Below are 25,941 nucleotides of genomic sequence, written 5' to 3' on the forward strand. Positions count from 1 at the left end.
TGAGCGCCACGATTTGCGCATTTATTCTGCAACTAATATTTATTAGCTAAATATTATCAGTAAGAGGATGCGTAATGAAAGAGCAGTGGAGCAGGGAGCAGGCACAGGCGTGGTATCAGCAGAAAGGCTGGCTGTGCGGGTTTAACTATCTGCCGTCGACGGCGGTGAACTGGACCGATATCTGGCAGGAAGAGACCTTCGATGCCGAAACCATCGACCGCGAGCTGGGCTGGGCGGCGGACGCGGGCTATAACACCCTGCGCATCAACCTGCCGTTCATCGTCTGGGAGCACGACCGCGACGGGCTGATGGCGCGCATCGACCGCTTTTTGACGATTGCCGACGGTCATGGGTTCAGCACCATGCTGACCCTGATGGACGACTGCGGGTTCTCCGGCGACGAGCCGTACCTCGGCCCGCAAAAGCCGCCCGTACCGGGCAAGCACAACAGCCAGGCGGCAGCGAGCCCGGGACGCGATAAGGTGTGCGATCGCGACTGCTGGCCACAGATTGAGCGCTATATCCGCGACGTTGTGCGCCAGTTCCGCGAGGATAAGCGCGTATTGCTCTGGGATCTGTATAACGAGCCGGGCAACCGCGGCATTTTCGCGACCGGCACGGAGGAGGTGTTGTACGACGAGAAGCTGGAAACCTGCGCGCACGAGTTGATGAAGCAGGCGTTCCGCTGGGTGCGTGAGGAAGACCCGACCCAGCCGCTCACCATCTGCGCGTGGCGTCTGCCGGCGGAAGAAGAGGGCGAGACGTTTTACCAGCACCCGCTGGACCAGACCGCGCTGGCGCTGTCAGATGTGGTGAGCTACCACGCCTATACCAATACCGGGCGCATGACGGCGATTATCCAGCAGCTTCAGGCGCTGGGCCGCCCAATCTTCTGCACCGAATGGCTGGCGCGTCACGTGGGCGGCACCATCGAAGAGCAGCTCCCGCTGATGTACATGGCGAAGGTCGCGCCGTATCAGTGGGGGCTGGTGCGCGGTAAAACCCAGACTTGGCTGCCGTGGCCGGTAGTGATGAAGGAGTCCACGGACTACTGCCGCCTGTGGTTCCACGACGTGTTTGAGGAGAACGGTATCCCGTTCTCACGCGCTGAAATCGCGCTGATGAAGAAGCTGCGCAAAATCGCCCCGAATCCGCAGGGCTAATAATAATGACCCGGCGCGCTCTCGCCGGGCAACCAGGTACGCACTATGGCAATGACAATGAAAATACCGTCTCGCGAGTTGTGGTCTTACTTTGGCTATGGTTTAGGTCAGTGTTTTAGCTTTGGTTTAGTGGGTTCGTTTATTAACTATTTTTACACCGACGTGCTGGGGATCTCGGCGCTGGCGGCAAGCACCATCTTCCTGATTGCCCGCGCGTGGGACGCGGTTCACGATCCGCTGTTTGCCAGCATTATGGACACCATTAACAGCCGGTTCGGCAAGTTTCGCCACTTTTTACTGATCGCCCCGCTGCTGATCACCGGGGTCACCCTGCTGGCGTTCTATAAAATCGAAGCGGATATGACCACCAAAATCCTCTACGCCGGGGTGACGTATATCCTGTGGGGGACGCTGTACGCCATCTCCGATATCCCGTTCTGGTCGATGTCATCGGTGATGACCAACGACTCCGGCCAGCGCACCCGCGCGGTGACGGCGGCGATGCTCGGGGTGAACGCGGGCATTGCCTGCGCTAACATCTTCTTCCCGAAACTGGCGGCGTTCTTTGCCCAGTACAGCAACGATAAAGGCTACTTTATGGCGGCGCTGGTGATGATGCTGGTGGGCCTGCCGTTGATGCTCAACGGCTTTATGCAGATCAAAGAGCGCGTGCCGCCGAGCCCGGAAAAGGTGACGATGCGCGACACCTTCCACAACCTGCGCCAGAACAAGCCGCTGTTTATCGTCCTGCTGTCGTTCTTTTTCTGCGTGTTCCATAACGTGGCGGGCGGTCTCTATATCTACTTCTTTATCAACAATATGGGCGACGGCAGCCTGCAAATGGCAATTGGCGTGATGGGGATAGTGGCGGCGGTGCTGTGCCTGGTCGCCCCGCTGCTGACCCGCCGGATGCAGAAGCGGAAGCTGTTTATGATCCTCTGCGGGCTGGACGTGGCGGTGCGCGTGGTGATGTGGTTCACGGGCTATCAGCACACGGCGTTGCTGTTTATCCTGCTCGGCCTGAGCACGCTGTTCGTGATGATGACCAACATCCTCACCTCGTCGATGATTGCTGACACCATCGAGTACGCGGAATACCACACCCACAAGCGCTGCGCGGCGATCACCTTCTCCGGGCAGACCTTTACCGGCAAGATGTCGGTGGCGGTGGGCGGCGGGCTCATCGGCGTGTTTCTGACGATGATCGACTATGTGCCGCAGGCGCAGTCACAGAGCGACAGCGTACTGGCGGGACTGTTCTTCGGGATTTGTTTGTTACCGGCGATAGGCTCGCTGATCCGAATGGGGTTTATGTCGCGCTTTACCTTTACCGAAGAGAAGCATGCGGAGATTTGTCGGCTGCTGGCGGAGCGGAATGCGTCTGCGAAAGCGCCGGGTGGCGGCTGCGCCTTACCCGGCCTACAGGACCAGCCCTTGTAGGCCTGATAAGCGAAGCGCCATCAGGCTTCGCGTAATGACTTACAGCGACTTCACAAACGCCAGCAGATCTTCGTTGAGCTGGTCCTGGTGGGTCAGCGCGAAGCCGTGCGGCGCGTTGTCGTACACTTTCAGCGTGGCGTTTTTGATCATCTCTGCCGCCAGCTTGCCGGTCGTTTCAAACGGCACGATCTGGTCGTTGCTGCCGTGGATCACCAGCGTCGGCACGTCGATTTTCGCCATATCCGGGCGGAAGTCGGTTTCGGCGAAGGCGGTTACGCAGTCGATGGTGCCCTTCAGGGACGCCAGCAGGGCGATGTTCAGCGTCTGCGTCAGGGCACCGGCAGAAACGGTCTGCCCGGCGTTGGTGCCGTAGAATGGGGTGGCGAAATCGCTGATGAACTGAGCGCGATCTTTACGCAGTCCGTCGCGAATCCCGCTGAACACGCTCTGATCGACCCCTTCCGGGTAGCTTTCGGATTTGCCGAAAATGGGCGTTACCGCGCCCAGCAGGGCAAGACCGGCCACGCGTTCGCTGCCGTAATTGTTGATGTAGCGCGTCACGTCGCCGCCGCCCATGGAGAAGCCCACCAGCGTCACGTCGCGCAGATCCAGCGTGGTGATCAGGTCGTTAATGTCGGATGCAAAGGTATCGTAGTCATAGCCGTTCCACGGCTGATCTGAACGTCCAAACCCGCGACGGTCAAAGGCGATGGTGCGGTAGCCGCGCTCGGCCAGGTGGTTCAGCTGGCTGTCCCACATATCCCCATCCAGCGGCCAGCCGTGGCTGAAAAGAACCGGTTTGCCCGCGCCGCAGTCTTTGTAATAAATCTGCGTACCATCTTTTGCCTTAAACGTTGCCATAGTGTGTTCCTCTACAGGTGATTGTTATGTTCAGACCGGCGCGACCAGATAACGAATTGCCGGTGATGTTGTGCCCTGATGAAAAGCCAGAACGCGGCTCTGCAACAGGAGGTCATTCATGGTGTGGCGCTCCTGCTGGCGCAGATGCTCGATCCAGGAACCCATCAGGAAGGTTTCGATAAACAGACCCGGACGTTCAATATCTTCGTACACCGCCCAGCTCATCGCCCCGGCGCGGCGGCGCACCCGGCGTAGCTCGTGCACGGCCTGCAAAAACGCTTTCGCGTTCTGCGGGTCGATGATGTACTCATGCGAGACCAGCACCGGGCCACGCTCGTTCGGGAGTTCAATCTCCACCCCGTCCAGCGGCTGCCCGCTCAGGTCGAGATTTAAATCCGGATCTTTCTCCAGCTTCCAGCGGAACACCGTCATGCTCGCCAGCACCATCCCCAGCGTGGCGACAACCAGCGAAGCCGGAGTGCCGAACTGCGAGGCGATCTGGCCCCAGACGGCGCTGCCTGCGGTCATCGAACCGAAAAAGACCGTCAGATACACCGCCAGCGCCCGGGCTTTTACCCAGCGTGCGGCGCTGCGCTGCGCGCCAAGGTTGAGGGTGGAGAGCACCGCAATCCACGCGAAGCCGGTAAAGAACTCAAACAAGTTTAGCAGCCAAAAGTGACGTACAAATGCCAGCGCCAGCATGGTGATCGCAAACGTCAGGCTGGCGGCCACCATCAGCCGATCGGCGTTCAGCCGCTGGCGCAGACGCGGCAGCAGGATGGCCCCGGCAATGGCGCCAAGGCCGATACACGCCAGCATCACGCCGTAGCCCGCCGGGCCTAAGCCCAGCTCGCGGCGCGCCACCAGCGGCAGCAATGCCCAGCCCGCGCTGCCGAAAACAAAAAAGGCCACGGTGCGCACCAGCACGTTGCGCAGCACCGGCGCGGCGTGCACGTAGCGAATCCCGGAGCGCACCGCAGAGAAGAAGTGCTCCGGTGGCAAACGCTGCACGGACGGTGCCGGACGCCAGCGCCACAGCACCCACGCCATGCCCATCACGGACAGCGCGTTCAGGGCAAACACCATCCACGGCCCGGCAAGCGACAGCAGAAAACCGCCCAGCGCAGGGCCAATTGCCCGGCTGATATTGACCCCGAGCGAGTTAAGCGCCACGGCGGAACCCAGCTCGGGCTTGCTCACCAGGTCAGGGACAATCGCCTGAAACGGCGGCGAACTCATGGCCGCACCCACGCTCAGCAGAAACGTCGCCGCCAGCAGAACGGTGGGGGTGACGTGTCCGGTAAAAGAGAGCAGCGTCAGCCCGGCGGCGGCAATGAACACCCACAGCTGGGAGAAGAGCAGGTATTTACGTCGATCAACGATGTCCGCCATCACCCCGGACGGCAGGGCGAAAAGGAACATCGGCAGGCTGCTCGCCGCCTGCACCAGCGCGATATCCAGCGGATCGGCGCTGAGCGTCAGCATGCTCCAGTTGATACCGACGTCGCTCATCCATGAGCCGACGTTAGAGACCACCGTGGCGATCCACAGCATGCGGAACACCGGCTGGCTCAGCGGCTGCCAGGGTGAAACCGCGGGGGCGGGCGTCGTCTCGACGTGTGCGTCGCGAACGTCGTTTACCTGGGTCATGCGAACCTCTCCGTTGTTTTACGCTGCACTCGCCACTGGCCCGGCCCGGTAAGGGCGAGGGTGGTGAAGATAATCAGCAGCAGCCAGCCAAACTGCCCCTCGGCAATCGACCAGTTCGGGTGGACCGCCAGCATCGCCACCAGCAGCACGGCGATAATCGGCAGGCACGCCAGGCGGGTGTACACGCCCGCAATGATAAACAGCGGGCAGATCACCTCGGCGACGATCGCCGGGATCAGGCTGGCGTAAGGCCCGAAGCCGAACGGATCTTCAATGCGCGTCAGCTCTTCGCTGAAGTGCAGCACCTTCGGCAGGCCGTGCACGTACAGCAGCAGCAGGCTGCCGGTCAGGCGCAGAAAGAACAGCCCCGGATCGATCCGGGGCGAAGCGTCATTTTGTTTCATCAGAATGCAAAGCAGCTGCAACCCAGCGCACCCCAGAAAGCGTTATCGTCGGATACCTGCATCTCTGACGTGCGGGCAAAGTCATGCTGGTGGTTGTGAACCCCGCACGGGCCGCTACAGTGGTGAGCCACACTCATACCCACGCGTGCGGCCTGCGGCGGCGCGCTGCGGTAGTGGCCCGGCACCTTCACCACCGGGGACCACTCGGGCAGGACCGGAGTGGCGGGCGGCGCGAGTGGGCCAAAAGCGCCTGCGGCATAGACGATATCGCCGTTCACCACGGTGAGGACGGACTCAATGCCCTTGATCTCCTCCTCCGGCACGCGGAAGTAATCTTTGCTGAGCACCGCCAGATCCGCGAGCTGGCCCGCTTTGATCTGCCCCTTCTGGTTCTGCTCGCTGGAGAACCACGCGCTGCCCTGGGTCCAGAGCATCAGGGCGGTATCGCGATCCAGACGGGCGCTGTGATCGTACATCTGCATCCCGCCAACGGTGCGGCCGGAGACCAGCCAGTAGAGCGCGGTCCATGGGTTATAGCTCGCCACGCGGGTGGCGTCCGTTCCCAGGCCCACCGGCACGCCGGTCTCGAGCATTTTCGCCACCGGCGGCGTGTGGCGGGTGGCTTCGATGCCGTAGCGCTCGGCAAAGTACTCGCCCTGGAAGGCCATGCGGTGCTGGACGGCAATGCCGCCGCCGAGTGCTTTGATGCGGTCAATGTTGGCCTGCGACACGGTTTCGGCGTGGTCGAAGAACCAGTGCAGCCCGTTGAACGGAATGTCACGGTTCACCTTCTCGAACACGTCCAGCATGCGGCTGATGGATTCGTTGTAAGTGGCGTGCAGGCGGAACGGCCAGCGGTGCTCCACCAGATGGCGCACTACGCGCTCCAGCTCGTCCTCCATGCCCGGTGCGAGATCCGGGCGCGGCTCGAGGAAGTCTTCAAAATCGGCGGCGGAGAAGACCAGCATCTCGCCCGCGCCGTTGTGGCGGAAGAAATCGCTGCCCTGGCCCGGCGTCAGCATGTCGGTCCATTTTTCAAAGTCTTCCAGCTCGTGGCCCGGACGCTGGGTAAACAGGTTGTAGGCGATGCGGATGGTCATCTGCTTTTTCTCGTGCAGCTCGGCAATCACCTCGTAATCTTCCGGGTAGTTCTGGAAGCCGCCGCCCGCGTCGATGGCGCTGGTCAGCCCCAGACGGTTCAGCTCGCGCATGAACTGGCGCGTGGAGTTAATCTGCTGCTCCAGCGGCAGCTTCGGCCCTTTCGCCAGCGTGGCGTACAAAATCATGGCGTTCGGACGGGCAATAAGCATTCCGGTCGGGTTGCCGTTGGCGTCGCGCTGGATCTCCCCGCCCGGCGGGTTTGGCGTGTCTTTGGTGTAGCCGACCACCTTCAGCGCGGCGCGGTTGAGCAGGGCGCGGTCGTACAGGTGGAGGATAAACACCGGGGTGTCAGGCGCGGCGTCGTTAATTTCGTCCAGGGTCGGCATGCGGCGCTCGGCGAACTGGAACTCGCTCCAGCCGCCCACCACGCGCACCCACTGGGGCGACGGCGTGCGCAGGGCCTGCTCTTTTAGCATCCGCAGGGCGTCGGCCAGGGACGGCACGCCTTCCCAGCGCAGCTCGAGGTTGTAGTTCAGCCCGCCGCGGATCAGATGCAGGTGCGAGTCGTTCAGGCCGGGGATGGCGGTGTGGCCTTTTAAGTCGACCACCTTAGTGCCGTCGCAGTGGTGTTGCATCACCTCGGCGACGGTACCCACTTCCAGAAATTTTCCGTCGCGCACGGCAACGGCTTCCGCGACAGGATTCTCGCGATCGACGGTGTGAAACTGGCCGTTAACCAGAATGAGATCGGCTTTACCGAGGGTAACCATAATAGCTCCAGACTAAGAGGGGAATGGTCAGGATTATGGGAACCGGTTTCGGCAAAGATCCAGTTATACAATAGGATAGGTATACCAAAGTATAACTATACCTAAGGTTAACTATACGAAGAGATAATTACACCACAGCGCTGTGGGTCATAGGATGAACGCGATTTTATCGGCGTGCTGTTCGCGGCGATTTTAACCTTTAACCTCACTGGATAATCTTATGACCACTTCTAAGCTCGAAGTCTTAACCCCTGCCAACTGTCAGATCATCTTCATCGATCACCAGCCACAGATGGCGTTCGGCGTGCAGTCTATTGACCGCCAGGTGCTGAAAAACAACACCGTGGCGCTGGCGAAAGCGGCTAAGGTGTTCAACATCCCAACCATCATCACCACCGTTGAGACCGAAAGCTTCTCCGGCAATACCTATCCGGAGCTGCTGGACGTGTTCCCGGGCCAGGACATTCTGGAGCGTACCTCCATGAACTCCTGGGACGACCAGAAGGTGCGCGACGCGCTGAAGACCAACGGCAAGAAGAAGGTGGTTGTCGCGGGCCTGTGGACCGAAGTGTGCAATAACAGCTTTGCCCTGTGCGCGATGCTGGAAGGCGACTACGAAATTTATATGGTGGCAGACGCCTCCGGCGGCACCTCCAAAGAAGCCCACGACTTCGCGATGCAGCGCATGATCCAGGCGGGCGTGATCCCGGTGACCTGGCAGCAGGTGATGCTGGAGTGGCAGCGTGACTGGGCGCGCAAAGAGACCTACACCGCGGTGATGGATATCGTGCGCGAGCACTCCGGTGCCTACGGAATGGGTGTGGATTACGCCTACACCATGGTGCACAAAGCGCCGTCTCGTCAGAAGAGCGAGCACCGCACCTTAGCGCCGGTTCCGGCACGCTAAGTCCCGCTGGCGGGCTGGTCCCTCATCCGGCTCGCCGCTGCCTTTTTCTCTGGAGTTCACAATGAGTACAGGGTTGATATCCCTCGCGGCAGGCGTGTTGATTGGCCTGATGTATGCCGTGCTGAAGGTGCGTTCCCCCGCGCCGCCCGCGCTGGCGCTGATTGGCCTGCTGGGGATGCTGGCGGGGGAACAGGCGATGCGTCATCTTTTATCCCGCGACAATCCCGCGGGCGTGCAGGTGACGGTTCCCCACGTTCAGCACCTGTCCGGAGCGTCATCATGAAGGCCTGGATTATTTCGCTGGTGTGCGGGGTCGCGGCTGGGGTACTTTACGCCCTGCTCGACGTGCATTCCCCGGCGCCGCCGGTCGTCGCGCTGCTTGGCCTGTTCGGCATGCTGGTGGGTGAACAGCTGATCCCCATCGGACGGCGTCTGGTGAGCCGCGAACCGCTGACCCTGGCCTGGTTTCGTCATGAATGCGTACCGAAGATCAGCGGTACCGCGCCCCCAGCGCCCGCGAAGGAAAGCCGCGACGCGTAACGATTTGTTTGAGGAAAGACAGCATGACGCTGCCGTGGCGCATTGCCATCATTGATGACGAACGCTCTGTTCGCAGCGGGCTCAGTAACCTGCTGCAATCGGAAGGGTATGCTACCGATACCTTCGATTCGGCAGAGGTGTTTTTGAGCCACCCTCTCGCCCTGTCCGGCGCGTCGCTGGTGATCACCGACATCAAGCTGCGCGGCATGAACGGCATCGAGCTGTTTGAGAAGCTGCGGTTGCTGGCCACGCCGCCACCGCCAGTACTGTTTATCTCCGGCCATGCTGATGAAAATATGCAGCGGTATGCACTCAGTCTGGGCGCCGCTGCATTTTTGCGTAAGCCGATTAACATCGATATTCTGCTGGATCATATTCAGCGGGAGCTGGCCCGCCGACAATAAGGATCGCGGATGAACGAACATACGTCGCCTGCATTTTGGCCCGCCCGGGGAGGTCTCCATGAAGGGCGGGCTTTTGTTCTGAAAGAGGATGTCATTTTTACCGTGCTGGCGCAGGAGGGCGGCATCTCCTGGATGAACGGGCGGCATCCCCAGTCCGGCGGTTCGTTTATTATTGCCACCGCGGTCAGCGATGAAGAAGAGGAGCGGGCCACCCGGCTGCTGAAAAACGAGTTTGCCCTGCGCGATCGGCTTCATGACGGCTGGGCTATCCGGCCCGTCGCTTCAACCCAGTACCGTGGACGTTTTGCGCTGGTCTACGCGCCGTTCTGCTTTGAACTGCTGGCGTGCCGGGCAGGTAAGGCGATTTCCGGGATCGCCCGCTTTATCGAAATGGCGATCCGCATCTGCGGTCCCCTGCGCCAGATGCATCTGCACAACCTGATCCACGGCGATATCAAACCCGGGGCGTTCTTCGTTCATCACGACGCCACCTGCCGTCTTTGCAGCTTCGGTCTTTCCTGCGGCACCTCCGACGCGTTCTCCCAGTCCCGGCTTGCCGCGTCTGGCGGCACGCCCGCCTACATGTCACCGGAACACACTACGCGTACCCGGCGCGCCGTCGACAGCCGGAGCGATCTCTACAGTCTGGGTATCGTGCTTTATGAACTTCTGACCGGGCGATTGCCGTTTGAACTGAGCGCTGATGACCAGACCAACTGGGCGCATTACCACATTGCCTCTGAGCCGCTTGCGCCGGGGCGGGTGCGCCCGGACGTACCCGGCATGCTGTCGACCATTATCCTTAAGCTGCTGGAGAAGAATCCGGAGAATCGCTATCAGACCGTCGACGGGCTGATTGCCGACCTCAGGCGCTGCCAGGCGACGCTGACCGCCGAAGGTGAGATCGTCGACTTTATTCCCGGCCAGCAGGATCGCTCTCCGGCGATCCATCTTGCCGATTCGCTTTTCTCTGCGCATCCGCAGGCCAGCGACGTCATCGCCGCGTTTGAGCGGGTCAGCCAGAGCGGTGCGCCGGAACTGGTGACGATTGGCGGTCCGTCGGGGATCGGCAAATCTTCCGTGATCGCCACCACGCTGAAATCGCTGCAACAGCGCAAGGTGCTGCTGGCGGTGGGCAAGGTCGATCAATATTCTCCCACGCTGCCCTACGGCGTGCTGAGTTCGGCGTTTCGGACGCTCACGCTGCACCTGCTCGGGCTGCCAGCCGGGGAGGTAGCGACGTGGAAAATCCGCCTGTCGCGCGCGCTGGAAGGCTTCGAGGAGCTGGCCGTCAGCCTGGTGCCGGAGCTGAATTTACTCCTTGAGAACAAACCGCGTTTCTCTGCGGATACCTTTTCCATCGACGCGCGGGCGCGCTTCAGCCATATGATGCTGGCGCTGGTGAAAACCTTCGCCACCCAGGGCGCGCCGCTGGTGCTGCTGCTGGATAATGTGCAGTGGATCGACGCCGCCAGCCTGCAAACGCTCGATCACCTGCTGCGCGCCTGCGGCGCCATCCCGCTGCTGGTGGTGGTGGCGCACCGCGATCTCAGTTCGCTTTCTGAGCCCACCTTGCAGACCGCGCTGGCGAGCCTGCCGGAGGCGGCGCAACACGTCACGACGATTGTACCGCAGCCGCTGTCGGTGAAGGCCGTGGCGCGCTGGCTCGGGGGGATTTTTCATGCCCGCAGTACCGGTACCGCCGATCTTGCCACGCTGATCCATGAAAAAACCGGCGGCAACCCGCTGTTCGTGCAGGAATTTTTCCGCCGCATCGTCGATGACGGACTGGTGGTGCACAACAAATATCAGGGGAAATGGCATTACGATCTCCAGGCCATCCGCGCCCGGCACTACACCGAGAACGTGGTGACGCTGGTGCTTGAACAGCTCAAGGAGATGCCCGACGAGACGCGCCGCCTGCTGGGCAGCATCGCCTGCCTCGGCTGCACGGGCGAGCTGGAGATGCTGTGCCGCGTGGTGGGGCGGTCGGCGGCGGAAATCCGCTACGCGCTTCATCCGGCGGTGACCGCTCAGCTGATTGTGCTGACGGAGAAAGAGTACGCTTTTACCCACGATCGGGTGCAGGAAGCCGCCTTTGCCCTGCTGGATGAGGGCGAGAAAAGCCATCTGCACCTGACCACCGCCAGCCTGCTGGCGGATGCCGCGCGGCAGACGGCGGGCAACGAATTGCTGTTCCGCGCGGTTCACCACGTCAGCGCCGCGCTGGACTGCATCCAGCCTGCACCCCAGCGGCAGCGATTCCGGGAGCTGAGCCTTCAGGCCGCGCGGCGTGCGAAGCGTACCGGCGATTACCTTTCCGCCTTGAGCTATATCCAGACCGCCAGAGCGCTGGGGAATGCGGGCCCGGTCTCGGACTTTATGCTGGATATCGAAGAGGCGGGCTGTGAGTTTGCGCTCGGACACCTGGAGCGCACGCGTGCGCTGTGCGATGCGATCCTCGGTTCACCGGGCGGGCTGACGGAGAAAGCGCTGGCCGCCAACCTGCTGGCGGAAGTTTATATGCGCCAGTCGGAGATCCGCCTGGCGCTGGAGGCGTCGTTATGCTGGCTGGGCGTGTTCGGGATCCAGATCAGCCGCTACCCGGAAAATGCCGAATGTGACGAGGCCTGGCAGCAGTTCTGTCAACGCACCGCCGACGCGCCGCAGAACCCGTTTTCTCAGCTTAAGCTGATGGAGAACGCAGAGACCGAAGCGGTGATGAACCTGCTTTACAGCGCCAGTATTTTCGCCAGCTTTACCTGCCCGCGCCTGCACTTTTTACTCCTGTGCCGGATGATGCACCTCACGCTCGATCACGGCATAACCGGTGCTTCCACCACGGCGATGGCCTGGTTTGGCGTGCTGATTGGCCACCGCTACGCCGAATACCGTCTCGGGTTTGAGTACGGCACGCTGGCTCGTGAGCTGGTGAACCGCCACGGCTATGATGCCTATGAAGCTAAAACTCTGCTGCCGCTCGACCAGCTCAGCGTCTGGACCCAGCCGCTGTCGTACACTATCGAGTGCGCCAAGGCCTGCTTTACCTCAGCGGTGACCCACGGCGACATGACGATGGCCTGCTTCGCGGCCTGTCATCAGATCATTAACTTCCTCTCCCGGGGCGATCATCTGGATGGCGTGCTGACCAGCATCGATCGCGGTCTGGCCTTTGTGCGCAAAACGGATTACCAGGACATTGAAACCGTTCTGCACATTCAGCGCCGCTACGTGGAGTTTTTACGCACGCCGGTGACGGGCCCATGGAGCGCCGCCCAGGCGCTGCCTGACGATCTGCTGCCCGCGCCGCCGGAGCAGGCGCCCGAGCAGACCTCGACCATGCTCTTCTGGTACTGGCTCTATCGCGGGATGGCGCACTTTTCCTGCGGCGAATACGCCGACGCACAGGCGGATTTAGAAATGGCGGGCTGGTATGCGTGGTCCGCGCCGGGTCATATTCATCTGCTGGATTACCATTTTTACAGCGCGCTGGCGCTCTCCCGCCAGCTCACGCCGGAAACCTTTTCGGCGGATTATCGCCGCAGTATTCATCACCATTACGACAAAATTGCCCTCTGGGCGCGGATCAATCCGGGCACGTTTGCCGATAAAGAGGCGCTGATTTATGCCGAAATCGTCCGTCTGGACGGCATGAACAGCATCGCGCTGGAGCAGTATGAAAAAGCGGTGCGACTCTCGCGGGAGGGCGGGTTTAACCCGATCAATGCCCTGGCGCACGAGCTGGCCGGGCGTTTCTCGCTGGCCTGCGGCTACCCGACCGCCTCCGACGCCCATTTCCGCGGCGCGATTGCCGCCTGGGGGCGCGTCGGGGCGCAGGCCAAGGTGCGCCAGCTGGAGCAGGATTTCCCCCATCTGCTGGCCTCCGGGCAGAGCCGCGCGTATGACACGGCGGCGTTTGCCCAGAACGAGGTGATCCGCGATTTACAGAGCGTCATCAAAGCCTCACGCGCCTTATCCGAAGAGATCAACCTTGAACGTTTAATCGAAAACCTGATGACGCTGCTGCTTGAACGGGCCGGGGCGCAGCGTGGCCTGCTGCTGCGCGTCAGCGATAATCACATCCCGGAGATTGAAGCCAGCGCCTGGACCAGTACCGACGGCGTGCGGGTGCGCATCCTGAAAGCGTCACCGATGGCGACGGACATGCCGCTGTCGGTGCTGGCCGCGGTGATCCGCACCGGGCAGGAGATCCGCACCGGCAAACCGGAGGAGTTCCACCCGTTCAGCCAGGATCCGTATCTGGTGACGTCCGGCGCCGCCGTGATGTGCGTGCCGATGTTCAAACAGGCGCGGCTGGTGGGGATTCTGTATCTGGAAAACCGCCTGATGCCGGAGGTGTTTACCGCCGAACATTCGCGCGTGGTCAGCCTGCTGGGCGCGCAGGCGGCGGTTTCGCTGGAGACGGCGCGGCTCTACGCCGAGCTGCTGGCGGAAAACATCCAGCGCCGACGGGTGGAGAAAGAGCTGCGCGCCAGCCAGACCTCACTGATGCTGGGCGAGCAGATCAGCCATACCGGCAGCTGGCGCTGGGAACTGGTGCAGGATCTGATGTTTATGTCCGAAGAGTACGCCCGTATCCTTGGCCTGCCGGAACAGCAAAAGATGATCTCAATGGCGGAGTTTTTGACCTTCGTGCATGAGGATGATTATGGCCGGATCAGCACCCTCGTTAATCAGAGCGTGCGTGACGGGCTGTCGATGCGCGCGGAGTTTCGCATCATCCGCACCGACGGCTCCGTTCGTTACATCCTCGGGATTGGCGATCCGGTGGGGGTGGGCAGCGAGGTGAATGAGTATTACGGCATCATTACCGACATCACCAGCCAGCGGGCGGCGGAGGATGCGATGCGGGTGGCGCAGGCGGATCTGGCGCGGGTCTCACGAGCCACTACCGTCGGGCAACTGACCTCCTCGATCGCGCACGAGATCAACCAGCCGCTGATGTCGATTGTCTCGAACGCCGGCGCGAGCCTGCGCTGGCTCAACCGCGATCCGGCGCGGCTGGAAAAAGTGCGCGAGGGGCTGGAGGAGATCGCCGCCGAGGGCGAGCGGGCAGGGGAGATCATCCGCAGCATTCAGTCTCTGACGCGCAAACAGGACCCCACGTTTACGCGAATCGATCTGCACTTCCTGATCCACCACATCATTATGCTCTCCCGCAGCGAACTTGAGCTGCGACACATAAGCGTTGATTATCTTCTGAACGCTGACGACAGCTTTATCATCGGCGACAGCGTGCAGATCCAGCAGGTGCTGCTTAACCTGGTGATGAATGCGATGGAAGCGATGGCGGAAGTGACGGATCGCCCGTGCAGCATCACGATCGCCACCGCGAACTGCGCCGAGGGGAAGGTGATCTTTGAGATCGCCGATACCGGCAGCGGCATTGAGCCGGAGCTCACCGAGCGGATCTTTGACTCGTTCTATTCGACCAAAGCGCAGGGAATGGGCATGGGGCTGACCATCAGCGCCAGCATCATTGAACGGCACCGGGGGAAACTGAGCGCGCGCCGCAGAGAGCCGTACGGCACGGTGTTTACCTTCGCGTTGCCGCTTGCCGGACAGGAGATGTAACGGTTATTCCGCTGGCTGATGTTTGGTCAGGCGCTCGACGGCCCTGACCAGTTCAGCCACGGAGCGGACCTGCATTTTCTCCATCACCCGGCGGCGGTGCACTTTCACCGTAATCTCACTGACGCCCAGCTCGGCGGCGATCTGCTTGTTGAGCTTGCCGCTGACGGCCAGCTCAAGCACCTCATGCTCGCGCGGCGTGAGGGACAGATGGCGCTGTTTCAGGGCGTAGTACTCTTTGACGCGGGCGGCGTTGTGCTGTGCCAGCCTGAGCGCGGATTCGATGGAGCCGATGAGCGCGCTGGATTCAACGGGCTTAGTGAGAAATTCGTAGGCCCCGCCTTTGATCGCCCGGACGGACATAGGGATGGTGCCGTGGCCGGTGAGAAAGATGATCGGTATTTCCCGCCCGCTGTCTTTCAGCGCATCTGCGACATCAAACCCGGTTATCGTGGGCATTTGCATATCGAGGATCACGCAGGAGGGCAGATCCTCAAAGGGATGGCTGAGAAAGGCTTCTGCTGAGGAAAAGCCAAGGGCATGTATATCCGCAGATTCCAGCAGCCTGACAACGGACTGCCTGACTGTGTCATCGTCATCAACCACATAAACAATGTGTTCCATTCACCGCCCCGGTGTTGATTTAAATGTCGAGGATGTAAACAGTCACTATGGCTACGTAAGAGACTGTTTATGCTGACTTTCATCTTAACACATTAAATATCATTATCATTTAGCAATATGATAACCATATGAAGTATAGCGAGCTTGAGCGGAGGCGATGAAGGAACGAAACGCTGTTTTTATGCACCGACAAGCTCAATACGGTTGCCGTCCGGGTCCGCAATCACCGCTTCATAGAAACCGTCCCCGGTCATACGCGGGGCGCTGAGCAGGGAGCCGCTTGCCTGCGCCTGCGCTGCCATACTGTCCACCTGCGCTTTGCTGCCGACGTTGATGGCGATATGCGCCCAGCCGACAAATTCCGGGTGCGAAGGTGCACTGGGCAGGCCCGGCAGCGTCATCAGCTCGATGGTCGGCCCGTCATCCAGGGTAATAAAGTGAGATTTAAACCCCGGACGATTTTTGCTGACGTAGCGGTCATTACTGCGGCCGCCAAACACCGTTTCCCAGAACTGAACCTGCGCGTCCAGGCTGCGGGTCCAGAGTGCGACATGTGCAATATTCATAAGATCCCTCGTTATTTGTCTGTGAGGACTTTCACCGGTAAAACAGGCTACACTCTGGTTTTGAGCGCGACAAGCTGAGGAAACAACAATGCACTACACACTGAAAGAAAGCGACAAGGAAAAAGCGGAAGGAACAAACGGCGCGGGCGCTCTACAGCAAAAACTGCTGGAATCCCGTTCGATTGTCATCTCCGGAGAGATTAACCAGGAGCTGGCCCAGAAGGTCATCACTCAGATGATCCTGCTGCAAAGCGTCAGCAACGATCCGATCAAGCTGTACATCAACAGTCAGGGCGGCCATGTAGAAGCGGGCGACACCATCCACGACTTCATTAAGTTTATCCGTCCGGAAGTGCATGTGATCGGCACCGGCTGGGTGGCGAGCGCCGGGATCACCATCTTCCTGGCGGCGAAAAAAGAGCACCGCTACGCTCTGCCGAATACCCGCTTTATGATCCACCAGCCGCTGGGCGGCGTGCGCGGTCAGGCAACGGATATCGAAATCGAAGCGCGCGAGATCATCCGCATGCTGGAGCGCGTGAACAAGCTGATTGCTGACGCCACCGGCCAGCCGCTGGAGAAAGTGAAGAAAGACACCGACCGTAACTTCTGGATGTCACCGGCGGAAGCGCTGGACTACGGCATCGTGGGTAAACTGATTACCCATTATGACGAGCTGAACCTGGATTAAGTTTAAGCCGGCGTGTGCGTCGGGTGACGGCTTCGCCTTACCCGACCTACGCGCGCTCGATTGACCCATGACAAGTTCCCCCCTCGCTGTCTCTTCTATAATCGCGCCTGTCTCCCCTCTCACTGGTGCTACCCATGGCGTATCAACTGAACCTGAACTGGCCGGAATTTCTTGAAAAATACTGGCAAAAACAACCCGTTGTGCTGAAAAATGCCTTCCCGAATTTTGTCGACCCCATTACCCCTGATGAACTGGCGGGTCTGGCTATGGAGCCGGAAGTTGATAGCCGCCTGGTAAGCCATGCTAACGGCAAGTGGCAGGCGAGCAATGGCCCGTTTGAGCATTTCGATAACCTCGGTGAAACCGGCTGGTCCCTGCTGGCGCAGGCGGTGAACCACTGGCATATGCCCGCAGCAGAGCTGGTGCGTCCGTTCCGCGTCCTGCCGGACTGGCGTCTTGATGACCTGATGATCTCCTTCTCCGTCCCGGGTGGCGGCGTTGGGCCGCATATCGATCAGTACGATGTGTTTATTATCCAGGGGATGGGCAGCCGCCGCTGGCGCGTGGGGGACAAGCTGCCGATGCGTCAGTTCTGTCCGCATCCGGCCCTGCTGCATGTCGATCCGTTTGAGCCGATCATCGACGAAGATCTGGCCCCGGGCGATATCCTCTACATTCCGCCTGGATTCCCGCATGACGGCTTCACCCATGAAACCGCGCTCAACTACTCTGTCGGTTTCCGCGGGCCGAACGGTCGCGATCTGATCAGCAGCTTTGCCGACTACGCCCTGGAGAACGATCTGGGCGGCGAACATTACAGCGATCCGGATCTGACCTGCCGCGAACACCCTGGCCGCGTGGAGCAGTACGAGCTCGATCGCATTCGCCAGATGATGATCGACATGATTAGCAAGCCAGATGATTTTACGAAATGGTTTGGCAGCTTCGTCTCCACGCCGCGTCACGAGCTGGATATTGCCGCCGCCGAGCCGCCGTATTCCGTAGAAGAGGTGCTCGACGCGCTGCAAGGGGGCGAAACGCTCTCCCGCCTGAGCGGGCTGCGCGTGCTGAACATCAACGGCAGCGTCTTTATCAACAGCGAACAGCTGGAAACGGCGGATGTGAACGGTGCGGATGCGCTGTGCCGCTTCACCGAGCTCGGCCAGGCTGAGCTGGGCGATGCGCTGAATAATCCGGCGTTTGTGGAAGAGCTGACCGGTTTGATTAACCAGGGCTACTGGTTCTTCGACGAGTAACAGCAGGCGGCGTTTAGTCAGGCTAAACGCCGCCAGGTTCAGACCAGCATATTACAGGCCTTCCAGTAGTTAAGAAGCCGCTCATCGTCGCGCTCTTTCTCCGCTTTGATTTTCATCGCCCGGGCAAGATTTTCTCGCGATACTTCATGGCCTTTTTGCACGATGTCTAAAACCGCTTCACCAAGAGCCAGTGAAATTTCTGCCCGATTATTGCGAATCGTCATAAATACCTCCTCGTTGGTTGCGATAATTTAATTATGAACGGGAAATAATCAGTCGGTAATAATTCATCTCATTCTTATTTTTTCATTTCGGCGTTAAGTAGACTTAATATTCGGTTCTGTCAATGATGTTTCAAAATGCTAATAAGACGTTTAAGCCTGAATTTATGCGCTACAGTTAATTTCGTGCAACAGGCAAATAACCGAAACAGGAGAATAATTATGGTAGATAAAAGCGCAATTAAGGATCACACTCAGGTTGTCGCCAGCTGCGGAACGCACGTCGGGGTTGTGGACCATCTTGATGGTGAGCGTATCAAGCTTGCGAAGAGCGATCCGGAATCGGGCGGCAAGCACCACTTTATTCCTCTCGGCTGGGTTGATAAGGTCGAAGATAATAAAGTTGTCCTGACCAAAAACCATAAAGAGGTTTTTGCTGAGTGGCAGGAAGCATAAATATATTTCTCGCAAGGAAATATATGCCTTCGCTCCGGCTTCGTCCGGAGCGTAATAGTGTCTGCGCCCGGTGATTGCTGCCATTACAAATGGATGGTACTGTTTTGCCTGTCCTTTCCCTAATGCAGGCCCCGAATGATGCTCCAGAGTGAAAATAGATCAGCGAAACGCATATTTTTTGTTGAAGATTTTCAGGTATTCGGCGAGCGCTACGGCATCGACTACCGTTTCCCCCAGTTAAAAGAGGCGCAGGTCAGCGGTAGCCCCGTGTTGCAGGGGAATGTTGAAGAGATGATGCTCTCGTCCGGCATTTCGCTGACCCACTCCGACGTACGTGTATTACAGCCCTATGAAACCACCTCTCGCCACAGCAGCCCGCTCTATATGCTGGTGGTGCTGGAAGGGTGCGTCACGCTCACGCTCAATGGTATCAATTATCCCGTCCGCCCGGGCATGGCGTTCAGCTCACGTCTGAGTGAAGATCAGGTGATGAGCGCGCGTCACGATGCCGACAGCACGCTGAAAACGCTCTCGTTTGGCGTCTACCCGCACGATGCCGGACGTGAAGCCCTGCTTGAGTCATTGCTTCTGGAATGGCAAAGCCTGAATGCACCCGCGTTTGTCTGGCAGGTTCCCGAGTTTGTGATGTCAGGTATTCTGCATGCGCAGCGGCAGGGGGGAAGCGTGCTCTCACGCAAGCTGTTGCTGGAGGGGCTGATGTATCAGCTGCTCGGCCATGGCCTCAACCAGCGCCAGCAGCCTTGCCCGCGCCGGCCTGAGCATGCGCGTCTTGAACGCGTGCGGAGCCTGCTGGAACAGTCTCCTGAACGGGATCATACTCTCGCGCAGCTGGCAGCCCTTGCCGCAATGAGCCCAAGCAGCCTGCGCAGCAAGTTCCGTCAGCGCTACGGCTGCACGCTCTTCGATTACCTTCGCGACTGTCGCCTTGCGCTGGCGCGCCGCTATCTGCTGGAAGGCCACAGCGTGCAGCAGGCGGCTTGGATGTGCGGGTATCAGCATGCCACCAACTTTGCCACCGCGTTTCGTCGTCATTACGGGATTTCACCGGGGGACGTGCGCAAACTCCGCTAACGTAATTTCTCCTGTCGCGCGAATGCATTTCGTGTGGTTTAGCATCGCGCATACGTAACCTGGCGGCACGCATAGCCGTTTGCACTCTCAAAAAGGTAATAATTCTTATTAACAATAAGAAATATCTCTGGAGAGGGTTATGTTTGTTAAATCGCGTCTGGCACTGCTGGTGGGATGGGTTACCGGTAGCGTTGCTTTTCCTTTACTGGCGCAGGATGCCCAAAAAACTGACACCGTGGTGGTGACCTCGCAGATGCAGTCTGCGGCCACCAAGCTTGAAACACCGGATATTGAAACCCCGCAGTCGGTCTCTATCGTCACTCGCGAGCAGTTCGAAGAGCAGGGCGCAACCAGCGTGCGTCAGGCCGTGAGCTACACGCCGGGGGTCTACAGCAACCAGATCGGGGCGTCAAACCGCTTTGACTACATGGTGCTGCGCGGCTTCTCGGACGGCAGCCTGGATAACGTCTACCTCGACGGCCTGAAGATGATGGGCGACACCAACTCCCACAGCTCGCTGGTGGTTGACCCGTGGTTCCTGGACAGTATCGAAGTCGTGCGCGGTCCGGCCTCCGTGCTCTATGGTCGCTCATCGCCGGGCGGGATTGTGGCGCTCACCTCCCGTAAGCCATCGTTCGATCCTGGCGGGGAGATCAAGCTCTTCGCCGGTAACAATAACCAGCGTGGGGCGATGTTCGACGTCACTGGCCCGGTTGATGATAACGACCGCGTGGCGGTGCGCCTCAGCGGGATGACCCGCTATGCCGATTCCCAGTTCGATCCGCTGAAGGAAGAGCGTTACGCCCTGATGCCGAGCCTGACCTGGCGTATCACCGACAACACCCGTCTGGATCTGATGGCCTACCTGCACCGCGATCCGGAAGGCGGCAGCCACTCCGGCCTGCCATATGAGGGCACCGTTGTACCGCACAGCGGTAAGAAAATCTCCAACACCTTCTTCGAGGGCGAGGACGATTACGACAAGTACGATCGTCGGGAAAACATGGTCGGCTATAACATCGAGCACCTGTTTGACAGCGGCTGGTCCGTGCGCCAGAAGCTGCGCTACCTGCACACCAAAGTCGAGCTGAACCAGGTGTATGCCGCAGGCTGGCTGAATGACACCGAGCTGAACCGCGGCTATTCCGGCTCCGACGAGAAGATGAACGCCATCACCCTGGATAACCAGGTCGACGGCAGCTTCGATACCGGGGCGGTAAACCACCGCGTGCTGATCGGCATGGACTACCAGGACCGCACCAACAACGTCACTGGCTACTACGGCGGCTTCCCGCCGATTGACGCTTTCCATCCTGTTTACGGCGCGAAGCCGGACTACATCACCCAGTACAGCAGGGAAAAACACAAGCTGCGCCAGACCGGCTACTACCTACAGGATCAGATGTCCATTGACCGCTGGCGCCTCACGCTGGGCGGGCGTTACGACCAGGTGAGCGTGTCGAACGTCGACAACTTCAACCACACCCGCAGCGATCTGGATAAAAATAACTTCAGCAGCCGCGCGGCGCTGCTGTATCTGTTTGATAACGGCGTCGCGCCGTACGTCAGCTACTCTACCGCCTTTACGCCGACCAGCTTTGCCGACGAGCAGGGCAACATTTTGGATCCGATGAAGGGCAAGCAGTGGGAAGCGGGTGTGAAGTATGAGCCGGAGGGGATGAACAGCCAGTTCAGCGCCTCGGTGTTCCGCATTAACCAGAAGAACATTGCCACTAAAGAGGAGCCGACCGATCCGTACCGTTCCATCGGTGAAATCGAATCCGAAGGCGTTGAACTGGAGGCGATTGGTCAGCTGACCGACAGCCTGCGTATGCAGGCCGCGTACACCTACACGGATATTCGCTACAAGAAGAGCAGCCCGGAAGAGGAGGGCAAGCGCGCCGTTTATGCCCCGCGTAACATGGCCAGCGCCTGGCTGAGTTACGACGTCAAAACCGGCCCTCTGGATGGCCTGACCGTCGGCTCCGGCGTGCGCTATGTCAACGGGATCGCCAGCGATCGCCAGAACACCCATACGCTTCCGTCGTACACGCTGGTGGATATGACCGTGGGGTATGACCTGTCGAAAGTGGGGCTCACGGGCGTGAGCGCGCAGTTGAACGTCAATAACCTGACGGACAGAAGCTACGTCGCGGCGTGTAACTCGCTCTCTTACTGCTACTTCGGTGCAGAACGCAGCATTGTGGGCAGCGTTTCGTGGAAGTTCTGAGTCGTTGACCATTGCCCGGTGGCGGTTTCCACCCTCTCCCTTTGGGAGAGGGTTGGGGTGAGGGCAACAGGCCGCACTACTCCTCCATCGCAATCACAATTGCCTCGCCCATCTTCCTCAGCGCTTCGCGGTTCTTCTCCGTCGGCGGCAACGCCACGTTGATCCGCAGGCAGTTGCGGTACTTCCCGGAGGCAGAAAACAGCGACCCGGCCGCAGCCTGGATCTTCAGACGGCACAGCTGCTTGCTGACGCACACCATATCGACCGTCTCCGGCAGCTCAACCCACAGCAGGAAGCTTCCTTGCGGGCGGGTGACGCATATCTCTGCCGGAAAATACTGCCGCACCCAGCAGGTATAGGTTTCCATATTCTGCTGATAAATCTGACGCATACGGCGCACGTGGCGATGGTAATGGCCGTCGCGAATAAACGCCGCCACCGCCATCTGCGTGCCCGGCACGTTAAACCCGCCCGCGGCGTACTTCATGTGCATCACCCGGTCGTAATAGCGCCCCGGCACGATCCAGCCGACGCGCAGGCCCGGCGCCACGGTTTTGGTAAACGAGCTGCATAAGAGCACGCGGCCATCTATGTCCATAGAATGAATGGTGCGCGGACGCGGGTACTCCGCCGCCAGCTCGCCGTAAATGTCATCCTCAACAATCACGATATCGTGCCGCTGTGCCAGGGCTAAGACCTGCTTCTTGCGAGACTCCGGCATGATAAACCCGAGCGGGTTATTGCAGTTCGGCACCAGGATCACCGCCTTGATCGGCCATTGCTCCAGCGCCAGCTCTAACGCCTCGATGCTGATCCCGGTCTCGGGATCGGTGGGAATTTCAATGGCCTTGATGTTAAAGCCGCGCAGCATCTGCATGGTGCCGTGAAACGATGGTGACTCGACTGCCACGATGTCACCCGGCTTGCACACCGAGAGCAGAGCGATCGACAGCGCGCCGTGGCAGCCGTTGGTGATGACAATCTCGTTTGCCGCCACGGTGGAGCCGCCATCCAGCATCAGACGGGCGATTTGCTCGCGTAGCTCCAGGCGCCCGTCGAGCACGTCATAGCTCAGCATTTCGCCCGGATTATGCTGCGCAATGCGGCTCATCTCACGCCACAGCGGCTTCAGGCTCGGTTGGTTAATGTCCGGTGAGCCGCCGCCAAAGGAGATCATCTCTTTGTCGGCGCGGGCGTCCAGCAGCATCATCACTTCGTCCCACTGGGTGACGTCCACGGGGCGCTGTACCGGGCGCGTCATCGCCGGGACGGGCGGCTGGGCTTTGCGTTTCGAGACAAAATAGCCGGAGCGCGGCTGAGGCGTAATCAGCTGGCGGTTTTCGAGGATCTGGTAGGCCTGCTGTATGGTGCTGATGCTCACGCCGTGCTCCTGGCTCAGCGTGCGTACCGACGGCAGACGTTCACCGCTGCGATACAGCCCTTGTTCGATACGTTCCGCCAGGAGGTTGGCCAGATGTTGATAGCGCGTCATGCTGTATCCTTTTTTTTCACCATACAGAGCATTAAACCAGTACAGATTGATGGGTAAACCACCATGCAGATACCGTTTTAGCGGATCTGTATGGTAAACAAAAGCGGTTTTTGAATCTGTATTGTACTGGCCGTTTTCCATGATGATAACTCCACTGGCACAGCGAGGAGAGCATCATGGAATTCTACGAGAATCGTTCAAAACGTCCGTTTATCGCGTTTGTCTGGATAGCGAAAACGCTGCGTAACTGGTATCGCATCAACCGTACCCGCCGTATTCTGAGCCAGATGAGCGACGAGCAGCTCAAGGACGTCGGGTTATCGCGATATGATGTGTGAGCATAGGGTTGCCCGGTGGCGCTACGCTTACCGGGCCTACAGGAGACCGTAGGCCGGGTAAGGCGCAGCCGCCACCCGGCGGTTTTCAGCTCAACAGCGTAAGCGTCTGCCGTTTCGGCCTTTCCAGCAGCTCAACCGCCTCCTGATATGACCGCACGTTGTTATAGCCCATCACCAGCCCGTAGCGTTTGCCCGACCCGCGATACCACGCCGAAAGCGCATTGACCTGCAATTGCTGTTCCTGCCAGCAGCGGGCGATCTCCCGGTCAGCGCTTCCCTTTGCGAGGAACGCGACAATATGCATTCCACCGTCGTTTTGCTCGGTGAAGAACAGATCACCATAGACCTCACGCAGGGCGGCAATCATCCAGTCGCGGCGGGTTTGATAGAGCGCGCGCATCTTTTTCAGATGACGGAAAAAATGCCCCTCGTTGAGAAAGGCTGTGAGGATCTTTTGCGTCAGCACCGGCTGGCCGCTGGTGAGGATGTCCGCGCTGTCGGTAAACGCGCCGACGGTGCTGGCGGGCATCACCACGTAGCCCATGCGCAGTGAAGGCATGATGGTTTTGCTGAAGGTGCCCATAAAGATCACCCTGTCATGCTGGTCGAGGCTTTTCAACGACGGCAGCACTTTGCGGGTGTAGTGAAATTCGCCGTCATAGTCATCTTCGATAATCCACGCCTCGTTTTGTGACGCCCAGTCGAGCAGCTGCTGCTTGCGCGGCAGGGAGAGCGTCACCGCCAGCGGGCTCTGGTGCGACGGGGTAACGATGGCGAAGCGGGCATCGTGGTGATTACGCAGCAGGTAGTCCGTATCCATCCCTGCGCGATCGACCGGCACGGTGTGCAGGCGGGGCACAATGCGCTTGAGCAACTGCTGGCCCATAAAGTAGCCCGGATCCTCAAATACCACCTTATCGCTGCGGCTGGCGAGCGTGTCGAGGATCAGGCGCAGGCTGCCGCTGTAGCCGCTGGTGATCAGCACCTGTTCTGCGGTGCAGGACAACCCGCGCGAGATATTGAGATAGCGGGCAATTGCCTCGCGCAGCGGATACCAGCCCAGCACCGGCGGGTTGAGCATTTCATCCTGACGCATGGCGCGCGTCGCCTGGCCTGCCAGCAGCAGCCATTTTTTATAGGGGAAGCTGTCGAGCGCGGGAATGCCGGGGCGCAGAAAACCGGCCCGTTCGCGCTGGCTAATCAACGACGCCGGCAGCGTGCCGGTCGCTTGTTCTGCCGGAGCGTTTTGCGCGGGCAGCAGAAGATCCGGATTCACCCGCGTCCCGCGCGCACCCTGGCTTACCAGATATCCTTCCCCCGTCAGAATGGCATAGGCTGTTTCAACGGTTTTTCGCGCCACCTTCAGCTCTTCAGCCAGCACGCGGATGGCAGGCACTTTGTCGCCGGGCTTCAGTACGCCGCGCGTGATGTTATCGCGATAGCGGGTATAAATGTCGTGATAGCCTGGCTTCATGTCCTACCTCATTTCAGGTTTTTTGTGTCTTTTTACTATGTCATTAACGGCGTAGATTTGCCTCATCGCATGATAAAAACCGCACAAAAAAGAGGAAAGACAATGAGCACCCGCGTAAACCACCACAAAGCCACACCTGCACTCGCCAACGCGCTTTCCGCCCTGAGCATGGAAGTGGCGAAAACCTCCATTGATCCGGCGCTAAAGCACCTGATCGACATTCGCGTCTCGCAGCTGAACGGCTGTACCTTCTGCCTGGATATGCATTCGAAAGAGGCCAAAATTGCCGGCGAGCGCGAGCTGCGCCTGTACCATCTGGCGGCGTGGCGGGAGTCGCCGCTGTTCAGCGCCCGCGAGAAAGCCGCGCTGGCCTTCACCGAAGCGCTGACCCAGATTGGCGTTCACGGCGTGAGCGACGCGCTGTACCGCAGCGTGGCGGAGCACTTCTCGGACGTGGAGATTTCAGAGCTGAACTTCGCCATCGTAGCGATCAACGCCTGGAACCGCCTGGGCATTACCTCCCGCATGGAGCCGGGCTCGCTGGATGCGGCATATGGGCTGAACAAGGCTAACCTGAAGTAATCCCGCGCTCGCGGATTATCGCCACCAGCGCCCGCAAGCCTGGCGGGACGTGACGATGGCGAGTGGGGGATTCGGGCGTTTATGGAG

Annotated in this window: 22 protein-coding genes and 1 pseudogene; 14 read left to right on the plus strand and 9 right to left on the minus strand. The window is 59.7% G+C overall.

Annotation, left to right across the window (positions count from 1 at the left end):
- The first annotated feature begins 74 nt into the window (after positions 1–74).
- On the plus strand, positions 75–1,163 hold the full coding sequence (locus AC4OVU_RS03360; RefSeq protein WP_017383880.1) for a cellulase family glycosylhydrolase: 1,089 nt from the start codon (positions 75–77) through the stop codon (positions 1,161–1,163).
- Between the two features lie 45 nt (positions 1,164–1,208).
- Positions 1,209–2,603, plus strand: a complete 1,395-nt coding sequence (locus tag AC4OVU_RS03365) for an MFS transporter (RefSeq protein WP_047062287.1) — start codon at positions 1,209–1,211, stop codon at positions 2,601–2,603.
- Positions 2,604–2,642: 39 nt separating this feature from the next.
- On the opposite strand, the gene AC4OVU_RS03370 is transcribed toward AC4OVU_RS03365, so the two are convergent.
- From AC4OVU_RS03370 to AC4OVU_RS03385, 4 genes are read right to left on the minus strand one after another with little or no spacing between them, the layout of a single operon-like run.
- On the minus strand, positions 2,643–3,464 hold the full coding sequence (locus AC4OVU_RS03370; RefSeq protein WP_023295858.1) for an alpha/beta fold hydrolase: 822 nt from the start codon (positions 3,462–3,464) through the stop codon (positions 2,643–2,645).
- Between the two features lie 30 nt (positions 3,465–3,494).
- Complete coding sequence (locus AC4OVU_RS03375; protein WP_110292476.1) at positions 3,495–5,114, minus strand: MFS transporter; 1,620 nt, start codon at positions 5,112–5,114, stop codon at positions 3,495–3,497.
- Positions 5,111–5,518: a DoxX family protein gene (locus AC4OVU_RS03380; RefSeq protein WP_017383877.1), complete on the minus strand. Its 408-nt coding sequence runs from the start codon at positions 5,516–5,518 to the stop codon at positions 5,111–5,113. The genes AC4OVU_RS03375 and AC4OVU_RS03380 overlap by 4 nt, the downstream gene beginning before the upstream one ends.
- Positions 5,518–7,389, minus strand: a complete 1,872-nt coding sequence (locus AC4OVU_RS03385; RefSeq protein ID WP_110292475.1) for an amidohydrolase — start codon at positions 7,387–7,389, stop codon at positions 5,518–5,520. Before AC4OVU_RS03385 ends, AC4OVU_RS03380 begins: the two co-directional genes overlap by 1 nt.
- 220 nt (positions 7,390–7,609) lie before the next feature.
- Between AC4OVU_RS03385 and AC4OVU_RS03390 the strand changes: the two genes are divergently transcribed.
- The 5 genes from AC4OVU_RS03390 (at position 7,610) to AC4OVU_RS03410 (ending at position 14,835) form a co-directional block, all read left to right on the plus strand.
- Positions 7,610–8,296 carry a hydrolase gene (locus AC4OVU_RS03390; protein WP_015572562.1) on the plus strand — a complete coding sequence of 229 codons (687 nt, stop codon included), beginning with the start codon at positions 7,610–7,612 and terminating at the stop codon, positions 8,294–8,296.
- A 61-nt stretch (positions 8,297–8,357) separates the two neighbouring features.
- On the plus strand, positions 8,358–8,579 hold the full coding sequence (locus AC4OVU_RS03395; RefSeq protein WP_017383875.1) for a DUF1427 family protein: 222 nt from the start codon (positions 8,358–8,360) through the stop codon (positions 8,577–8,579).
- The gene (locus AC4OVU_RS03400) at positions 8,576–8,836 is read left to right on the plus strand and encodes a XapX domain-containing protein (RefSeq protein ID WP_003863056.1); all 261 of its coding nucleotides are present in this window, start codon (positions 8,576–8,578) and stop codon (positions 8,834–8,836) included. Before AC4OVU_RS03395 ends, AC4OVU_RS03400 begins: the two co-directional genes overlap by 4 nt.
- Before the next feature lie 23 nt (positions 8,837–8,859).
- A complete protein-coding gene (locus AC4OVU_RS03405; RefSeq protein WP_045348380.1) occupies positions 8,860–9,240 on the plus strand; it encodes a response regulator transcription factor in 381 nt (126 codons plus the stop codon).
- Between the two features lie 9 nt (positions 9,241–9,249).
- On the plus strand, positions 9,250–14,835 hold the full coding sequence (locus AC4OVU_RS03410; RefSeq protein WP_110292473.1) for a trifunctional serine/threonine-protein kinase/ATP-binding protein/sensor histidine kinase: 5,586 nt from the start codon (positions 9,250–9,252) through the stop codon (positions 14,833–14,835).
- A 3-nt stretch (positions 14,836–14,838) separates the two neighbouring features.
- On the opposite strand, the gene AC4OVU_RS03415 is transcribed toward AC4OVU_RS03410, so the two are convergent.
- Positions 14,839–15,456 (minus strand): response regulator transcription factor, encoded by a 618-nt coding sequence (locus AC4OVU_RS03415; protein ID WP_103270104.1) that lies wholly within the window; start codon positions 15,454–15,456, stop codon positions 14,839–14,841.
- Positions 15,457–15,635: 179 nt separating this feature from the next.
- Positions 15,636–16,022: a VOC family protein gene (locus tag AC4OVU_RS03420; protein WP_017383871.1), complete on the minus strand. Its 387-nt coding sequence runs from the start codon at positions 16,020–16,022 to the stop codon at positions 15,636–15,638.
- An 85-nt stretch (positions 16,023–16,107) separates the two neighbouring features.
- Here AC4OVU_RS03420 and AC4OVU_RS03425 point away from each other — a divergent pair.
- Together AC4OVU_RS03425 and AC4OVU_RS03430 are read left to right on the plus strand one after the other, a co-directional pair.
- Positions 16,108–16,713 (plus strand): annotated as a pseudogene (locus AC4OVU_RS03425) (ATP-dependent Clp protease proteolytic subunit); the annotation flags it as partial.
- 134 nt (positions 16,714–16,847) lie between these two features.
- On the plus strand, positions 16,848–17,969 hold the full coding sequence (locus AC4OVU_RS03430) for a ribosomal protein uL16 3-hydroxylase (protein WP_023303029.1): 1,122 nt from the start codon (positions 16,848–16,850) through the stop codon (positions 17,967–17,969).
- A gap of 38 nt (positions 17,970–18,007) precedes the next feature.
- Here AC4OVU_RS03430 and AC4OVU_RS03435 read toward each other — a convergent pair whose 3' ends face one another.
- A complete protein-coding gene (locus tag AC4OVU_RS03435; protein WP_015572568.1) occupies positions 18,008–18,193 on the minus strand; it encodes a hypothetical protein in 186 nt (61 codons plus the stop codon).
- 219 nt (positions 18,194–18,412) lie between these two features.
- On the opposite strand from AC4OVU_RS03435, the gene AC4OVU_RS03440 reads away from it, so the two are divergent.
- The 3 genes from AC4OVU_RS03440 (at position 18,413) to foxA (ending at position 21,968) form a co-directional block, all read left to right on the plus strand.
- Positions 18,413–18,646: a DUF2171 domain-containing protein gene (locus tag AC4OVU_RS03440; protein ID WP_003863067.1), complete on the plus strand. Its 234-nt coding sequence runs from the start codon at positions 18,413–18,415 to the stop codon at positions 18,644–18,646.
- A gap of 135 nt (positions 18,647–18,781) precedes the next feature.
- Positions 18,782–19,738, plus strand: coding sequence for a helix-turn-helix domain-containing protein (locus AC4OVU_RS03445; protein ID WP_017694577.1), 957 nt, complete (start codon positions 18,782–18,784; stop codon positions 19,736–19,738).
- 121 nt (positions 19,739–19,859) lie between these two features.
- Positions 19,860–21,968 (plus strand): ferrioxamine B receptor FoxA, encoded by a 2,109-nt coding sequence (foxA, locus tag AC4OVU_RS03450; protein ID WP_103557149.1) that lies wholly within the window; start codon positions 19,860–19,862, stop codon positions 21,966–21,968.
- Between the two features lie 76 nt (positions 21,969–22,044).
- Here foxA and AC4OVU_RS03455 read toward each other — a convergent pair whose 3' ends face one another.
- Positions 22,045–23,460, minus strand: a complete 1,416-nt coding sequence (locus AC4OVU_RS03455) for an aminotransferase-like domain-containing protein (RefSeq protein WP_032668118.1) — start codon at positions 23,458–23,460, stop codon at positions 22,045–22,047.
- Positions 23,461–23,636: 176 nt separating this feature from the next.
- On the opposite strand from AC4OVU_RS03455, the gene AC4OVU_RS03460 reads away from it, so the two are divergent.
- On the plus strand, positions 23,637–23,798 hold the full coding sequence (locus tag AC4OVU_RS03460; protein WP_015572572.1) for a DUF1127 domain-containing protein: 162 nt from the start codon (positions 23,637–23,639) through the stop codon (positions 23,796–23,798).
- A gap of 85 nt (positions 23,799–23,883) precedes the next feature.
- Here the strand turns inward: AC4OVU_RS03460 and pdxR are convergent, their stop codons facing one another.
- The gene (gene pdxR / locus AC4OVU_RS03465; protein ID WP_047637749.1) at positions 23,884–25,272 is read right to left on the minus strand and encodes a MocR-like pyridoxine biosynthesis transcription factor PdxR; all 1,389 of its coding nucleotides are present in this window, start codon (positions 25,270–25,272) and stop codon (positions 23,884–23,886) included.
- A 102-nt stretch (positions 25,273–25,374) separates the two neighbouring features.
- Between pdxR and AC4OVU_RS03470 the strand changes: the two genes are divergently transcribed.
- Complete coding sequence (locus AC4OVU_RS03470; protein WP_491928621.1) at positions 25,375–25,854, plus strand: carboxymuconolactone decarboxylase family protein; 480 nt, start codon at positions 25,375–25,377, stop codon at positions 25,852–25,854.
- Positions 25,855–25,941 lie beyond the last annotated feature (87 nt).

This window comes from Enterobacter sp. 6722112, assembly GCF_058661685.1.

Coding starts and splice junctions, on each gene's coding strand:
- AC4OVU_RS03405 (WP_045348380.1), top strand. CDS start 8,860: ATGACGCTGCCGTGGCGCATTGCCATCATTGATGACGAACGCTCTGTT.
- AC4OVU_RS03365 (WP_047062287.1), top strand. CDS start 1,209: ATGGCAATGACAATGAAAATACCGTCTCGCGAGTTGTGGTCTTACTTT.
- AC4OVU_RS03470 (WP_491928621.1), top strand. CDS start 25,375: ATGAGCACCCGCGTAAACCACCACAAAGCCACACCTGCACTCGCCAAC.
- AC4OVU_RS03380 (WP_017383877.1), bottom strand. CDS start 5,518: ATGAAACAAAATGACGCTTCGCCCCGGATCGATCCGGGGCTGTTCTTT.
- AC4OVU_RS03375 (WP_110292476.1), bottom strand. CDS start 5,114: ATGACCCAGGTAAACGACGTTCGCGACGCACACGTCGAGACGACGCCC.
- AC4OVU_RS03460 (WP_015572572.1), top strand. CDS start 23,637: ATGGAATTCTACGAGAATCGTTCAAAACGTCCGTTTATCGCGTTTGTC.
- AC4OVU_RS03395 (WP_017383875.1), top strand. CDS start 8,358: ATGAGTACAGGGTTGATATCCCTCGCGGCAGGCGTGTTGATTGGCCTG.
- AC4OVU_RS03385 (WP_110292475.1), bottom strand. CDS start 7,389: ATGGTTACCCTCGGTAAAGCCGATCTCATTCTGGTTAACGGCCAGTTT.
- pdxR (WP_047637749.1), bottom strand. CDS start 25,272: ATGAAGCCAGGCTATCACGACATTTATACCCGCTATCGCGATAACATC.
- AC4OVU_RS03360 (WP_017383880.1), top strand. CDS start 75: ATGAAAGAGCAGTGGAGCAGGGAGCAGGCACAGGCGTGGTATCAGCAG.
- AC4OVU_RS03430 (WP_023303029.1), top strand. CDS start 16,848: ATGGCGTATCAACTGAACCTGAACTGGCCGGAATTTCTTGAAAAATAC.
- AC4OVU_RS03445 (WP_017694577.1), top strand. CDS start 18,782: ATGATGCTCCAGAGTGAAAATAGATCAGCGAAACGCATATTTTTTGTT.
- AC4OVU_RS03390 (WP_015572562.1), top strand. CDS start 7,610: ATGACCACTTCTAAGCTCGAAGTCTTAACCCCTGCCAACTGTCAGATC.
- AC4OVU_RS03370 (WP_023295858.1), bottom strand. CDS start 3,464: ATGGCAACGTTTAAGGCAAAAGATGGTACGCAGATTTATTACAAAGAC.
- AC4OVU_RS03415 (WP_103270104.1), bottom strand. CDS start 15,456: ATGGAACACATTGTTTATGTGGTTGATGACGATGACACAGTCAGGCAG.
- AC4OVU_RS03420 (WP_017383871.1), bottom strand. CDS start 16,022: ATGAATATTGCACATGTCGCACTCTGGACCCGCAGCCTGGACGCGCAG.
- AC4OVU_RS03410 (WP_110292473.1), top strand. CDS start 9,250: ATGAACGAACATACGTCGCCTGCATTTTGGCCCGCCCGGGGAGGTCTC.
- AC4OVU_RS03435 (WP_015572568.1), bottom strand. CDS start 18,193: ATGACGATTCGCAATAATCGGGCAGAAATTTCACTGGCTCTTGGTGAA.
- AC4OVU_RS03440 (WP_003863067.1), top strand. CDS start 18,413: ATGGTAGATAAAAGCGCAATTAAGGATCACACTCAGGTTGTCGCCAGC.
- AC4OVU_RS03400 (WP_003863056.1), top strand. CDS start 8,576: ATGAAGGCCTGGATTATTTCGCTGGTGTGCGGGGTCGCGGCTGGGGTA.
- AC4OVU_RS03455 (WP_032668118.1), bottom strand. CDS start 23,460: ATGACGCGCTATCAACATCTGGCCAACCTCCTGGCGGAACGTATCGAA.